Genomic DNA, 15,489 nt, shown 5'->3' on the forward strand with positions numbered 1-15,489 from the left:
TCCCCAACATAGCCTATCCGTATATGGTTGACGAATCACTCACCCTAGTAGCCTGTTTTTGTTTCTCGATATGTCTATACATATAGACATAAACAATTTCTTCACTCAATCACAACGTCGAGCGGCTGGCAGCGGCGGCTCCTCAGCATCAATACAGATGGCTATACAACTGGATCAAGAGTTGACAAAAACCACTAACACGTACCTGTACCTGGTTTGTCTGGTAGCGGCGCTTGGTGGTTTCCTATTTGGGTTCGATACCGCCGTGATCTCGGGTACGGTGGGGCTGGTTAAAGCCGATTTTTCACTCGACGCGATTCAGGAAGGCTGGTTTGTCAGTTGCGCCTTGCTGGGGTGTATCGTGGGCGTTAGTGTATCGGGCAAACTGAGCGACGCCTATGGTCGCAAAGTGGTACAGATACTGTCGGCGGTGTTGTTTCTGGCCTCGGCCATCGGCTGCACGTTCTCGACAACGTTCGCTACACTGATTGGCTTCCGGCTGGTGGGCGGTCTGGGCATCGGTGTGGCCTCGATGGTGTCGCCCTTGTATATCTCTGAATTTGCTCCGCCCCGCTATAGGGGCATGATGGTGTCCCTCTATCAGCTGGCCCTGACCATCGGTATTGTCATCGCGTATTTCACCAATGCCTATCTGGCCAGCCATACGGGTGACTATGCCGGTAGTGAAGACCTGGACCTTATCTTATCAACCCAGGTTTGGCGGGGCATGCTGGGGCTGGGGGCTGTACCGGCGGCTATCTTCTTGCTTGCCTTATTGGTTGTTCCCGAGTCGCCCAGATGGCTGCTGCTGCAAGGGAAGGAACAACAGGCGCGGGCCATACTCACCCGGATTGACGGCCCGGTTTCGGCTCAGAAAGAGATCGATGCCTTTACTGCCGCTGGCGACGATGGCCAGGGTGACCTGAGCGAACTCTTTACACCGACGTACCGCCGGGCTCTGTGGATCGGTTTGCTCCTGCCGTTTTTATCGCAGGTCTGTGGCATCAATGCAGTCATCTATTACGGCCCCCGAATTCTGGAGCAGGCTGGCTTCACCCTCAATAATGCGCTAGGCGGTCAGGTAACCATTGGACTAGTCAATGTCGCCTTCACGTTCGTCGCCATTTTCACGGTCGATAAATGGGGCCGTAAACCCCTGCTCTATGTGGGTGTAGGCGGGGCGGTGCTGTCGCTGCTGATCATCGGGGCGCTCTTCCAGATGGGCGTCTCGTCGGGCCCCTGGATCCTGCTGTTCATTCTGGCCTTCATTGCCTGTTTCGCGTTCTCGTTCGGCCCCGTCTGCTGGGTCGTCGTTGGCGAAATCTTCCCCAATGCCATACGGGGCAAAGCCATGGCCCTGGCCACGCTGTCGCTCTGGATCGGCAACTTTCTGGTCGGCCAGCTAACACCCTTCCTGCTCGAGGAAGTGGGTTCTGCCTGGACATTCTGGCTGTTTGCAGTATGCTGCTCTCCAGCCCTATGGCTCACCTGGAAGCTGATTCCTGAAACCAAAGGCCGTTCGCTGGAAGCCATCGAAGCGTACTGGAAAGACACCCATGACCTGGCCAAGACCCCCACGCTGTAGCGCTTCTCCCTTACCCGTTTCCCATGTATTCATCTCTCAACAGTTCATTGAATTTGCCTAAACCAATTCTCGTCGCATGAACAGTTCAATACATCCCCGATTAAGTCCCGTGATCGGCTCATGGGGCAGGCAGCGATCGCTCCTTGCCTTGTTACTTCTTCTGCTCAGTGGCAGCTATGGGCTCGCCTTGCCGTCTACTGGCAGGCCAGCGTCGTTTGTCCTACTCAACATTGAGCTTACCGGTCAGGTACTCGATGACCAGCAGAAGCCTTTACCGGGTGCCACCGTAAGCGTTGTTGGCACTACCCAGGGCACCACAACCGACGAAAATGGCAAATACCGACTGTCGCTGCCGGATGCTTACGTCGGGCGTAGCCTCGCGTTCTCATACATCGGGTTTACGAGTCAGACCGTTGTTATTGGGCAGGAGCGTACCGTCAATGTAACGCTGAAGCCTGACGAAAGCCGATCGCTCAATGAAGTCGTGGTCGTCGGCTATGGTCAGCAGAACAAGCTGTCTCTTACGGGCGCCGTTGATCAGATCAAAGCCCAGAGTATCGAAGGCAAGCCCGTAACGAACGTGTTGCAGGCTCTGCAAGGTGAATCGCCCAACCTGATTATTCAACAGACCAATTTTACGCCGGGCAGTGGTGTCAACATCAATATCCGGGGGCTGGGTACGTTAGGCGACAACACACCGCTCATTGTGATCGACGGGATCATTGGTGGCGATATCAACCTGCTCAACCCCAACGACATTGCGAGTGTATCGGTCCTGAAAGATGCCGGTTCGGCTGCGATTTACGGTTCGCGCTCTGCCAACGGGGTCCTGTTGATCACCACCAAAGGCGGGAAGCTGAACCAGAAAGCCACGATTACCTACAACGGCAGCTACGGCATGCAGTCGCCCTATGTCGGTTTGAAAAAAGTCAATGCGTGGGATAACGCCTACTACAAAAACCTGTCGCTGATCAACTCGGGGCTGCCGCCCATCTACACGCCGGATGACATTCAGGCGCTGAAAGCACAGGGTAACGGCGACTGGGAACGGCAGTCGATTCTACAAAATGCGCCGCAACAGTTACACAATGTATCGATTACCGGCGGTGGGGCCAACAGCAGTTACCTGATCTCAGCGGGGCTTCAGGATCAGCGCAGCAATTTTGTTGGCCCGTCGTATGGCTACAAAAAATACAACCTGCGGTTGAACCAGCTATCGGTCATTGGCAAGCTGCGGGTCAACACGATTCTGAACTACGTCAAATCGCAGAACAAGTCGCACAGTAATGCCGACTGGGTCATTTTTGCCGATGCCGACCGGGTCCCCCTGAACTACAGCTTTCAGGATGCGGAGGGCCGCTACCTGACCAACCCGGTGGCGTCGCAGTATAACGTGAAGAGCGTGTTGGAACAGGGCGGCTATTACCAGTCTGACAACGACCAGTTTTTTGCCAACCTGAACGCTGAGCTGAGTATCACCAACGACCTGAAGCTCACGGGCATATTTGGCGGAACGCTGAACGCCAACAACGCTTACTTCCGCCGGTTACAGGTCAATAACTACCCAACCGGCGTGTATGGTAACGACCGCACCGTGTTTGACAACAGCTTCAAAAACTCGTTGCTCAACTCGCAGGTATTCGCCGACTACACCAAGCGAATCGGTGATCACAGCATCAAAGTGCTGCTGGGCGCCTCCGACGAGTACTATCGGTCCAATGGGTTCCAGTTGCAGAAAACGCTGACCGATCCGGCTCTGGGTACGCCCACCACCGGGACGATTCTCGACCCGGTCAACTCCTACAACAGCAACACCAACACGACCGAAACGCGGATCAGCTCGGTGTTTGGGCGGGTCAACTACTCGTTTAAAGACCGCTACTTCGTAGAGGGTAATTTCCGGCAGGATGGCTCATCCAAATTCGCTTCGGGCCGACGCTGGGGTTTTTTCCCATCGCTGGCCAGCTCCTGGATTCTCTCCGAAGAGTCGTTCATGAAATCGCAGAACGTGGTCAACAACCTGAAAGTACGGGGTTCCTACGGGCTGGTGGGCAATCAGAACGTAAACGCCTATCAGTACCAGACCAACTACTTCAATTACGCCAACGCCTACGGTTTCAACAATGCAGTGGTCGGTGGGGCGGGCTTCAGCCTCGGCAACCCGGACCTGACCTGGGAGAAATCGGCCATCTTGAATGTGGGAGCCGATGCCAGTTTTCTGCAAAACAAGCTGACCGTGTCGCTCGATTATTTCAACAAGGTAACCAGCGATATTCTGTACAGCCGGCAGGACATTCCGTTGCTGTTTGGGGCTGGGTTCCCCGACTTTAACGTTGCCAAGGTTAAAAACAAAGGCTGGGAAGTCAGTGCTACCTATAACCTGAACACCAACACGGTTAAACAAAGCTTCAGTGTGAATCTGGCCGATAACCAGAATACCTTACTGGCGCTGACCTACGGATCCGATCAGCAGATTGCCAACGTCGACGCCTTTGGGTTCATCCGGAAAGTGGGACAGCCCATCACACAGTACTGGGGGTATCAGACAAACGGCTACTTCCAGAACCAGACTGACGTCGATAATTCACCTAAACCGGATGGCGTTGTGGTCGGCCCCGGCGACCTGAAGTTTACCGACTTTAACAAGGATGGCAAAATCGACGACAACGATAAAATCGTGCTGGGCAATCCGTTTCCCCGCTACACTTTCGGCTTTACGTACCGGCTCGCCGTAAAAGGCTTCGACCTGAACCTGTTTATTCAGGGGGTGGGCAAGCGCGATGTCATGCTGCGGGGTGAGGAGGTTGAGCCGTTCCACTACAATTACGGCGCGACCATGTATGAACACCAGACGGATTTCTGGACGCCCACCAACCCCAATGCGCGTTACCCCCGGCTGGCGGCTATTGGCTCGCCCTCGAACACCAACAACTGGCGATACGGCTCGGATGTGTATCGGTACAATGCCGCCTACGCCCGCCTGAAAAACGTGCAGATCGGTTATACCCTGCCAGGTACGTTGACCCAGAAAATTGGCGTTCAACGCCTGCGCGTATCGCTGATCGGTCAGAACCTGATCACGCTCTCGCCCCTCAAATTCATTGATCCGGAAACCTCCGAGTTCAACAACAACCTCAGCCTGGGGTCGTCGTCAAACAGCGCCCGTAGTTATCCGTTGCCCATTTTTTACGGGTTTGGTCTTGACCTCAGCTTCTAACCCTTTACCCTGTTACTCATCATGAATTTTCTCAAAAAGCTAGGTAGCCTGGGCGTCGTGCTTCTCATGGTCGCCGGATGCGGGCCTTTAGATATTGCCCCGGTCAATCGCTTCACCGAACTCAATTTCTGGACCACGAGCGAGAACGTAAACAATGCCCTGAACAACATTTACAGCGGCATGTATACCAGCACGTTGTACTTCTACAACGAAGCGCTGTCGGATAACGCCTACACGGCCCAGGGATCGGGCGCGGGCAACCCTGAAGCCATCGCCAGCGGTAGCTTCACCTCGACGCTGCCGAAAATCCAGAACGACTGGGCCTTTTATTACCAGGGCATTAAGTCCTGCAACATCTTTCTGGCCAATGTCGATCAGAACACGACGCTGTCGGCGGCCGACCTGTCGCGGATGAAGGGTGAGGTACGTTTCGTGCGGGCCTGGCATCACTTCAACCTGATGAAATGGTACGGAGACGTACCCCTGCTCGACCGCGACCTGACGCCCGACGAGGCCAAAGTGATTCCCCGCTCGCCAAGGGCTACGGTGCTGAAATTTATTACCGACGAACTGACGGCGGCGGCCACCCTGCTCCCGGCCAAAGACACCTACGCGCCCGCCGATAACGGCCGGATTTCGAAAGGGGCGGCTCTGGCCCTGCAAGCCCGCGTGCTGCTCTACGAAGGCAACCGGATGGCCGAGGTCGTGACGCTGTGCGAAAAGCTGATCAACGACCAGGCCACCAACGGCCAGTACGGCCTGGCGGCCAACTACAGCGATCTGTTCAGCAGCCCGACGGTCAATAAAACCAGTAATGAGTCGATTTTGGCCTTGCAATACGTACCTGGCCTACGTACCTGGTCGGAGTACTTCGATTTCGCCCCTCGTTCAGCCGGTGCCCGTACCAACGGACTGGCCCCCACACAGGAACTGGTCAACGAGTACGTCACGCTCAACGGCAAAGGCATTACCGAAGCGGGTTCGGGTTATTCGGAAAGCACGCCCTACGCCAATCGTGACCCCCGGCTGACGGCGACGGTCGTTTATGACCAGTACGTCTGGCGCAACGCGGATGGGACCACCCAGATTATCTACATCAAGCCCGGCTCAGACCCCGTCCGCCCCGCCCTGAATGAGTACACGCTGAATGGGCAGGGTTCGCCTACGGGCTACTACTGGCGCAAATACTACGATCCCAACAGCCTGGCCGGTTTCGCATCGGGCCTGAATCTGCACCTGATCCGGTATGCCGATGTGCTGCTGATGTATGCCGAAGCCAAACAGAGCCTGGGACAACTGACGGCCGATGTGTGGGACAAAACGATTCGGCCACTCCGGCAACGGGCGGGCTTCACCAGCACGGAGGCCCTGAACTTCCCCACCAGCGGCGATCTGACGCAGATCATCCGGCGGGAGCGCCGGGCGGAGCTGGCGATGGAAGGGCTACGGATTGACGACATCCGTCGGTGGAAGATCGCGGAGACGGTACTCAACGGCTACGCCCACGGGGCCAAATTCGGTGACCCGTCAATCGACAACGGCTATATCCGGGCGCAACGTCGTCAGTTCGACAAGACTAAAAATTACCTGTGGCCGTTGCCCGCCTCAGAATTGAATTTAAACAAGGCATTGACCCAAAATCCTGGTTTCTAACCGTATTCTTCCTATCCAATGACACATGCGTTCACTTATGGTGGTGTGGCCTTGCTCGCGCTACTATCAATCGGATCCTGCAAGCAGACGGTTCGGGAACTGAACCCGGCAGTTACACCCGTCAGCACCCTGACGGCCCCCGCCAACAATGCCAGCGTCAAGCTGGAACCCACTACGCCCGCCAGTGTGCAGTTTAAATGGGAGCCGACCCAGGCGGCAGAAGGGGTGCTCTACGAGGTGGCCTTCGACAAAACCGATGGCGACTTCAGCAAGCCCTTTTACAAGACCGTATCCGACGGGTTGGGGGTACAGCCACAGCTGACCCTGAGCCACAATGACCTGAAGAAGATTGCGGCTCTGGGCGGCATAGGCGCTTCGTCAACGGGAAGCGTCAAATGGACCGTACTGGCGTCGGTTGCCTTCAATCGGCAGGCAGGTACGTCCACCCGCGTACTCACCATGACCCGACCCGCCGGGTTCACCGAGCTTCCCGACAGCTTGTACTTAACCGGCACGGCTACCGAAGGAGGCGACGACGTAACCAAAAGTGTCCGGTTCAAAAAAGTAGAGGCGGGCATCTTTGAGGTCTATACGTCCCTGAAGGCCGGTACGTACTACCTGACGGATAAGCAGACGGGCGCGGGCAAGAAGTACTACGTGGCTAACGACACCATCCGGGAAGGCAACTCGCGCACAACCCTGACCGGTCCGGCGAAAACGTACCGCTTGCGGTATGATTTTAACATAGCCTCTACCCAGGCGACCGAAATACAGTCGGTTGGTTTGTTCATGTCGGCCTATAACAAGGAAATCGGCACGCTGGCTTATGCCGGCAACGGTACCTGGACAGCCGCCAGTATCCCTGTCGAGTTTTATCAGTTTTCGTGGGGCCGGGATGAGCGCTACAAATTTGCCATTCACACCGCCACCGGTATAGAGTATATGGGTAGCTCGAACGTGAATAACAACAGCCCGGCCGGAGCCCCGGCGTCTTATTTCTATCTCCAGCCGGTTTCCAACGCCCAGTGGGACAATACGTACAAATTCGATCCGTCGGCCGATTTGAAAAAGGTGAAAGTCGACCTTTTCCTGCGGGCAACGACCCCCTACAGCCACCAGGTGACCGTGCTGAAATAAGCGCGGGTTTTCCAGCACGCTGTTGATTCGCTTCCAACACCCCCTGTGCCGGCTGCGGTAGCGTAGCTGGCACAGGTTTACGACTCCCGTTATGAACCGTCTCTTTTTCACTGGGCTTTATCTCATCGTACTCGTTACCCTCTTTTCCGCCTGTGATGACAAGCAACCCGTCCCCGTCGGTGGACCAGACACAACCAAGCCTACCGTACCCAGCCCGACCGTGTCGCGGTACCTGACGACGGCCCAGAAAACGCATGACTACGTGCTGGCTAATTTATTGACGCCCTACAAGAGCTACCGGGTCAACACGACCACTGACCCCAACTCCGCGTTTGAGTGGTACAACGTGAGCCAGATCTACGCCGATGCCGCCATGGTGAAGCGGGGCGACACGACGTACGCGACCTACATGAACGATAGCTTCAACTGGATGAGCCACTTCTGGGACGACGCCAGCCCCAACGGTGGCTACTTTGCTTTCGTGCGCATTGATGGTACCGGCAAAGGCTCCGATCCGCTGCAATACATCGACGACAATTCGCTGTCGGGCGTCATCTACCTCGACGCCTACGAGGTCAGCACCGGAGCCCAGAAAACGACGTACCTTGACAAAGCAAAGGCCTGTGCCAACTGGCTGATCAAAAGCGGCACCTGGGATAACACTTTCGACGGGGGTTTCTGGTGGAACACGGCCAAGACTGTGAAGCCAACCCAGTCCAACGGGCTGGCGATGCAGCTATTCACGCGCTTGTACATGATCACCGGCGAGTCGGTTTACCGCGACTGGGCGACGGCCGTTGACAAGTGGTTGTCGAATAAATTGTACGAAAGCAGCACCGGCCTGTTCGTCTGGCAGATTGATCAGTCGGGCAAGCGGTTCACCGAAAAATTCACCTACGATAACGCGATCATGGTCGAAGCCTTTCTGTTGTATGCAGAGGCTATGAAAGACCCGTCGTATCAGGTGAAGGCGCAGGCGCTGGGCACTGCCATGAACCGGACACTGTGGGATAAAACGCATAACGTTTACATTTTCAATACGAGCGACCGCCGAATCAGCCCCGCCTGGTGCGGGTGGGGATCACAGGCGATGATCAAGCTGTACGAATCGGATAAAAACGCGTCGTGGCTGGGGTATGCCCAAGGCAATATCGACGCCATCAATACAGTCCTGAGGGATCCCAATTCAGGCGGTTACTACCAGTTTGCCGGTCTGGACGGTGCCGGACGATATACCAACATCGAAGGCGTCGATGTGGCCTGGATGCAACGCCTGCAAGCGATGCTGTCCACCTATAGATAACCCGTTAACCAGCCTCCATTCAATCTATTCTGGAATGAAATACCTAAAAAGCATCACCCTTTTTCCTTCACTGATCCTCATTGCCCTGCTGACGTCCTGCGCGGTAAAGCGGCCCAACGTGCTCCGGTACGTCGATCCCAACATTGGCACAGCCCACAGCCGCTGGTTCTTCTACACGCCCGCAGCCGTACCCCACGGCATGGCCAAACTGGCTCCGTCGACCAACGGTCACTACGGCAATAATCAGGGTTGGGAAGCAGTAGGCTACGATACCCGGCATAATTCCATTGAAGGGTTTGTGCACTTTCACGAATGGCAGGTGGGTGGCGTAAGCGTCATGCCGACCACGGGCGAGTTGAACGTAAAACCCGGCCTTCTTGAAAACCCCACGAGCGGTTATCGGTCGCGGTTCGATCGCAAGAATCAGGTGGCCGAACCGGGTTACTACAAAGTCTTACTGGACGATTACCAGATTACCGCCGAGCTCACCGCGACCAGCCATGTCGGTTTCCACCGGTATACATTCCCCAAAAACGACCAGTCGCGGGTGCTACTGGACATTGGCAATGTGCAGGGCGAAAGCGGCGACGTGCGGACCGCAGCTATCCGGATGACCGACGATACCCACTTCGAAGGCTCCGTGACAACGTACCCAAAATACGTGAAGACCTACGACGTGAACGGGCAGGTGTCGATGTATATCTGGGGAGAAGTGAGCAAAAAACCCCGGTCGGTCGGCGCCTTTTCGGATAGTGGCATTCGACCCAACAGCCGCGAAGCGACAGGAAAGGGAGCCGGACTTTTCCTGGAATACACGACCACCGTCAACGAAGCCATCGAGCTGAAAGTGGGGCTGTCCTACACCTCGATCGCCAACGCGAAAGCAAATTTTGAGGCCGAAGCAACCGGATTGACGTTTGAGAAAGCCCGAAAGCAGGCGCAGGAAACGTGGCAAACCGAGTTGGGCAAGCTGGCCGTAGTGGGGAATGAAACCAGCAAGGTGAAATTCTACACCGGCCTGTTCCATGCCCTGCTGGGTCGTGGTATCGCCAACGACGTAAACGGCTCGTTTCCCCGGCACGACGGTGGGATTGGCCAGTTGCCCCGCGACAAAAACGGGAAATTCAGCTACAATTTTTACAACACCGATGCCATCTGGGGCGCCTACTGGAATCTGACCCAGTTATGGGCGCTGTCTTATCCCGAACGGTATACTGATTTTGTACAGACCCAACTGGCCGTTTATAAAGAGCGTGGCTGGTTTGGCGATGGCATTGCCAACAGCAACTTTGTGTCGGGTGTGGGCACTAATTTCGTCGGGCTGGCCATTGCCGGGGCGTATCAAGCGGGCATCCGGGATTACGATACCAACCTGGCTTATCAGGCCATCCGGGCCAACGAACTTAACGGGCGTAATCGCCCCGTGGGGTCGGGTAAACTGGACGTAGAAGCCTTTGTGAAGCGTGGGTACGTTCCCTACCTCGACGCCGATAAAACCGATTCGACGGGTTCGCACTTTTCAGCTTCCCACACGCTGGAATATAGTTTCAGCGCGTTTGCGGCCGCCCAACTGGCCAAAGCGATGGGCAAACAACCCGACTATCAGCAGTTCATGAAGGCTTCTAATGGCTGGAAGTTGCTGTATGAGCCGAGTCAGAAACTGGTTCGGCCCAAAAAGGCGGATGGCACGTTCATTGACAAGTTCGATCCCTATGAACCGTGGCGTGGTTTTCAGGAAGGCAATGCCGTGCAATACACCTTTTTTGTGCCGCAGAACCCGAAGGCGCTGATTGAGGCCATCGGCGAAACCACCTTCAACAACCGGCTCGACAGCATCTTCACGACAGCGCAGAAAAATGGCTTTGGGGGTGGTAAAGAGATCGATGCGTTTGCCGGGATCAAATCGATCTATAACCACGGCAATCAGCCCAACCTGCACATCAGCTGGTTATTTAATTTCTCGAAAAAGCCCTGGCTTACCCAGAAATGGACGCGCGCCATCTGCGACGAGTTCTACGGCACGGAACCCATTCACGGCTACGGCTATGGGCAGGACGAAGATCAGGGGCAGTTGGGTTCGTGGTACGTGATGGCCGCCCTTGGCCTGTTCGACGTCAAAGGGTTTACGGATCTACGACCAGTCATTGAGCTGGGAAGCCCCGTCTTCGACCGGGCCACCATCCGGCTGGGCGATGGCAAACAACTACAGATTGAGGCCAAAAACAACTCCGCCCAGAACGTGTACGTGCAGTCGGCCACCTTCAACGGGAAAGCCCTGTCGAACTGCTGGCTCTACCGCGATGAATTGATGAAAGGCGGCAAACTCACCTTTGTGATGGGCAGCCAGCCCAACACGAATTGGGGAAGTCAGACGCCCCCGCCTTCGGCCCAATAAGGGTAGCGGTACAGGGGACTATGCTCAACAAATCATAAATAACGTATGCGTTTAAGTCAAAAATGGGCCAGGTACGTTGTCGGGCTATCGGTAATCAGCGGGTTTGGTGCGGGTCAGCCGGCGCTGGGTCAATCGCCGAAACCGTCGGCTGTTTACCTGAGCCGGGCTCGGGAAAGCTACCAGAACGTATGGAATCGATACCGGGTACCTGCTTACGGGTTGTTTTCCGAGAACTACCCGTCGAATCAGGCCGATTCGCTGACGTACATGCAGGGTGGTGGCGTCAAGGAAAAAGCGGTCAGTTTTCTCTGGCCTTTTTCCGGCCTGTTTTCGGCGACTAATGTGTTGCTAAAAACGCCGTCGGAGCGTAAAACGCAACTGCGCTATCTGGACAGCCTGGTGGCCGGGATGGAAACCTACCGCGACACGAACCGCTCGCCCGTTGGCTATCAGGCGTATCCGGTTCAGTTTGAAAAAGCCGACCGGTATTACGATGACAACGGGCTGGTGGGCATCGACTACATGGAGGCCTACCTGAACACCCGGAATCCGTTGTACCTGTCGCGGGCAAAAACCGTTTTTGCGTTCATTCTCAGCGGCTGGGACGACGAGCTGGGCGGTGGCGTAACGTGGCTGGAGGGGCATCGCGATCAGAAACCGGCCTGCTCCAACGGGATGGCGACCCTCACCGCGCTAAAGCTGTATCAGGGCACCAAAGACCCCTACTACCTGCAATGGGGCCAGAAATTTTACAACTGGATGCACGCCAGCCTGCTCGACTCAACCGGTGTGTACGCCAATGACCGCAAAGCCACGGGTGCGTTGAACCGGGTTTTCTATACCTATAACTCCGGCTCCATGCTCGAAGCGGCCGTACTGCTCTACCAGTTTACCGGTGATAAGCAATACCTCAACCAGGCCGAACAGCTGGCGAAGGATTCGTTTGTGCACTTCGCAAAGCGGCCGCATCCGGCTCCAATGGCCATTCAGATCGACCTGCCCTGGTTTGTTACGGTGCTGTTCAGAGGCTACGACGCGCTGTACCGGGTCAATGGTGATTATCAGTACGTGGCCAGGATCAGGAAAAGTCTCGACTATGCCTGGCAGCATTCCCGCGACCAATACGGACTGGTCACGCATAGCTGGATGCCCGACCCTAAGGAGCTGGCCAAACCGAAATGGTTGCTGGACCAGGCTTGCATCGCCGAATTATATGCGCGATTGAGTCTGCTGGAAAAAGAACGCGAAACAAAACGATAAACCCACATGGCAGAAAAAGCGGTCATCGCCATCGACCTGGGAGGTACCCGTATCAAACTGGGGCTTATCAGAGCCGGTACCATCCTGTTGACGAGCCAGATGGATTCGCAGTCAGGTCAGGGGTTACAGGCCCGGCTACCTCAGCTTGAAACCGCCATCAACACGATGTTAGCGGAAGCACAGCTGTCTACTGCTGATCTGATCGGCGTGGGCATCGCCATTCCGGGCATTGTTGACCCGATGGACAAACGAGTCCTGACAATCAATGGCAAATACGGTGATGCGCCGGAACTTGATCTGACTGCCTGGGCTAGTCAGACCTGGGGTTTACCGCTGTATCTAGAGAATGATACTCGTGCTGCCCTACTCGGCGAATGGCAGCACGGCAGCGGGAAGGGCTACGACAACGTTGTCCTGATGACGCTCGGCACGGGCATCGGCACTTCGGCGGTGATCGAAGGTCGGTTGTTGCGCGGCAAGCATTTTCAGGCGGGCATTCTGGGGGGGCACGTCGTCATCAACACCCACGGTAACCAATGTAACTGCGGCACGGTTGGCTGCGCCGAGGCTGAAGCGTCGACCTGGAGTTTGAATCAGCGGGCAACTGCCCACGCAACGTACCCACAAAGTTTACTTGGCCAGTATGATGCCGTTGACTACGAAGCCGTGTTCCGCTGTGCCCAACAGGGTGATGCGCTGGCGATCACGCTGCGAAACGAAAGCGTAGACACCTGGGCCGCCTGCGCGTACAACCTGGTGCAGGCGTATGACCCGGAAGTCCTGATTTTGGGCGGAGGGGTTATGGCCAGCCGCAACGCGATCATCCCCCCTATTCAGGCGCGTCTGAACCAGAATGCCTGGGCAACCTGGGGCAACGTGGCCGTTGTACCCGGCTCTTTATCCGACTCCGCAGCCTTGCTGGGCGTCGCCACTTTAGCATACAACCTGGATATATGAACGTTTTAACACCATCCATTTTCGACAAATTTCCCAGCATTGCCGTAGACGGGGAGACCTGCACTACGGGTTGGGAGCCCATCGTTTCAGTCCTGCGAGACAGCATTCGGCCTGCCGGTCAAGCCAAAACCATCGTGGCCGTAGACACGTACCTGGGCGTGTATACCGATGAGATGATCGCTGGCCTGCGCGCCCTGTCAGAGCAGCTGACGATCGTGGAAACGAGCCAGGCCCTGCGTAGCCAGTCCGAAATCGATGCTCTCGTCGACGACTTCGTGACCGACGATCCGGTGTTTGGGTACGTTTGCCCGTTTGAACTACCGACCTTTTTCGACGAGACGAAACTGGCGGCGTGCCGGCAAACGATTCAGGCCGTTACGGAAGGCGTGGTGCTGGTCGTTGGCGTGGGGGCCGCCCTGTTCGTCGACCAACCCGATCTGTTGCTGTACGCCGATATGCCCCGGTGGGAGATTCAGCTTCGATTCAGGAAGAACCGGGTGGGAAATCTGGGGGCTCAGAATGCCGACGCGGCGTTTGCCTACCTGTACAAACGGGCGTTCTACGTGGACTGGAAGGTGCTGGATCGCCACAAAAAGCAGTACATGGAGCGCTGGGATTATCTGGTCGACACCACCCTCGAAGGAACGCCTAAACTGATCAGCGGATCGGCCCTGCGCAAAGCCATGGCGCTTACCGTTCATCGCCCCTTCCGGGTGGTGCCGTTCTTCGATCCGGGCCCCTGGGGCGGTCAGTGGCTGAAAGAAGTCTGCGATCTGGATCGGTCGGCGGTTAACTACGCCTGGGGGTTCGATTGCGTACCCGAAGAAAATAGCCTGCTGTACAATTTTGACGGCGAGACGGTTGAAATTCCGTCTATCGACGTGGTCTTCAGTCACCCGGTCGAGCTGCTGGGCGAGGATGTATTTGCGGCGTTTGGTGCCGAGTTCCCTATCCGGTTCGACTTTCTGGACACCATTGAGGGGGGCAATCTCAGCCTACAGGTCCACCCACTTCACGAGTACATGCGCGAGAAGTTCGGCATGGGCTATACCCAGAATGAGAGTTATTATTTTCTGGAAGCCAAAGAGGATGCCTGTGTATATCTGGGGTTGAAGGAAGCGATCAACCCCGCCGAAATGATCGGTGATCTGGAAAAAGCGCAGCGCGGCGGCGTCGATTTCGACGCCGAGAAGTACGTCGAAAAGTGGCCAATAAAAAAGCACGACCACGCCCTGATTCCCGCCGGTACGGTTCACTGTTCGGGGGCGAACAGCGTGGTGCTCGAAATCAGCGCGACGCCCTTCAACTTCACCTTCAAGCTCTGGGACTGGGGCCGAACGGGATTAGACGGCAAGCCCCGCCCCATTTCGCTGGAACACGGCAAAAACAACATTCAGTGGGACCGCACAACCGGGTGGACGAAGACTAACCTGCTCAACCAAATCGAGGAGATTGGTCGCGGTGATGGCTGGCGGGAAGAGCGTACGGGGCTTGACGAAGACTCATTTATCGAAACCCGCCGGCACTGGTTTTCATCGACGGTCACGCACCATACGCAGGGCGTCGTGAACGTGATCAACCTGATCGAAGGCGAGGAAGCCGTCGTCGAAAGTCCATCAGGTACGTTCGCTCCTTTCGTGGTTCACTATGCCGAGACATTCATTGTACCGGCCGCGGTAGGCTCCTACACCATCAGGCCGTTTGGCTTGAGCGAAGGCCAGGAAATAGGTACGTTGAAAGCTTACATACAAACAGAAAAGCTACACGGTCAGACGCTAAAGTAGGCGCCGACGGAACGTGATCCGCAGCGATATACCGCCAAAACGCCATGCACAGGCAGCGAAGGAAGTTTTGATGGGTATGCCGCTACGGATCACTTTTTAGGCCACGTTCATGCAGTTTATTTTAGGTACTACTGCGCAAACGGCGTGGCGCTCATAGCCTCAGCAAATCTTTTTATGGGGTTTGCAACGGCGCGCTGG

At 56.0% G+C, this 15,489-nt stretch carries 9 protein-coding genes; all 9 read left to right on the forward strand.

Annotated features, from left to right (window positions below; translation table 11 throughout):
* The first annotated feature begins 157 nt into the window (after positions 1 to 157).
* The 9 genes from ACAW74_RS17575 to ACAW74_RS17615 all read left to right on the forward strand — a co-directional run bounded on the left by ACAW74_RS17575 (position 158) and on the right by ACAW74_RS17615 (position 15,291).
* On the forward strand, positions 158 to 1,585 hold the full coding sequence (locus ACAW74_RS17575; RefSeq protein ID WP_370699524.1) for a sugar porter family MFS transporter: 1,428 nt from the start codon (positions 158 to 160) through the stop codon (positions 1,583 to 1,585).
* A 76-nt stretch (positions 1,586 to 1,661) separates the two neighbouring features.
* On the forward strand, positions 1,662 to 4,802 hold the full coding sequence (locus ACAW74_RS17580; RefSeq protein WP_370699525.1) for a SusC/RagA family TonB-linked outer membrane protein: 3,141 nt from the start codon (positions 1,662 to 1,664) through the stop codon (positions 4,800 to 4,802).
* A 21-nt stretch (positions 4,803 to 4,823) separates the two neighbouring features.
* The gene (locus ACAW74_RS17585) at positions 4,824 to 6,455 is read left to right on the forward strand and encodes a RagB/SusD family nutrient uptake outer membrane protein (protein WP_370699526.1); all 1,632 of its coding nucleotides are present in this window, start codon (positions 4,824 to 4,826) and stop codon (positions 6,453 to 6,455) included.
* An 18-nt stretch (positions 6,456 to 6,473) separates the two neighbouring features.
* The gene (locus ACAW74_RS17590) at positions 6,474 to 7,592 is read left to right on the forward strand and encodes a SusE domain-containing protein (protein ID WP_370699527.1); all 1,119 of its coding nucleotides are present in this window, start codon (positions 6,474 to 6,476) and stop codon (positions 7,590 to 7,592) included.
* 91 nt (positions 7,593 to 7,683) lie between these two features.
* On the forward strand, positions 7,684 to 8,895 hold the full coding sequence (locus ACAW74_RS17595) for a glycoside hydrolase family 76 protein (RefSeq protein ID WP_370699528.1): 1,212 nt from the start codon (positions 7,684 to 7,686) through the stop codon (positions 8,893 to 8,895).
* Between the two features lie 34 nt (positions 8,896 to 8,929).
* Entirely contained in the window at positions 8,930 to 11,290 is a 2,361-nt protein-coding gene (locus ACAW74_RS17600) for a GH92 family glycosyl hydrolase (RefSeq protein WP_370699529.1), read from the forward strand.
* A 45-nt stretch (positions 11,291 to 11,335) separates the two neighbouring features.
* On the forward strand, positions 11,336 to 12,550 hold the full coding sequence (locus tag ACAW74_RS17605) for a glycoside hydrolase family 76 protein (RefSeq protein ID WP_370699530.1): 1,215 nt from the start codon (positions 11,336 to 11,338) through the stop codon (positions 12,548 to 12,550).
* A 6-nt stretch (positions 12,551 to 12,556) separates the two neighbouring features.
* Entirely contained in the window at positions 12,557 to 13,507 is a 951-nt protein-coding gene (locus ACAW74_RS17610) for an ROK family protein (RefSeq protein WP_370699531.1), read from the forward strand.
* The gene (locus ACAW74_RS17615) at positions 13,504 to 15,291 is read left to right on the forward strand and encodes a class I mannose-6-phosphate isomerase (protein ID WP_370699532.1); all 1,788 of its coding nucleotides are present in this window, start codon (positions 13,504 to 13,506) and stop codon (positions 15,289 to 15,291) included. The genes ACAW74_RS17610 and ACAW74_RS17615 overlap by 4 nt, the downstream gene beginning before the upstream one ends.
* The last annotated feature ends 198 nt before the right edge of the window (positions 15,292 to 15,489 follow it).

The organism is Fibrella musci (assembly GCF_041321105.1).
GTDB classification, from domain to species: Bacteria; Bacteroidota; Bacteroidia; order Cytophagales; family Spirosomataceae; genus Fibrella; species Fibrella musci.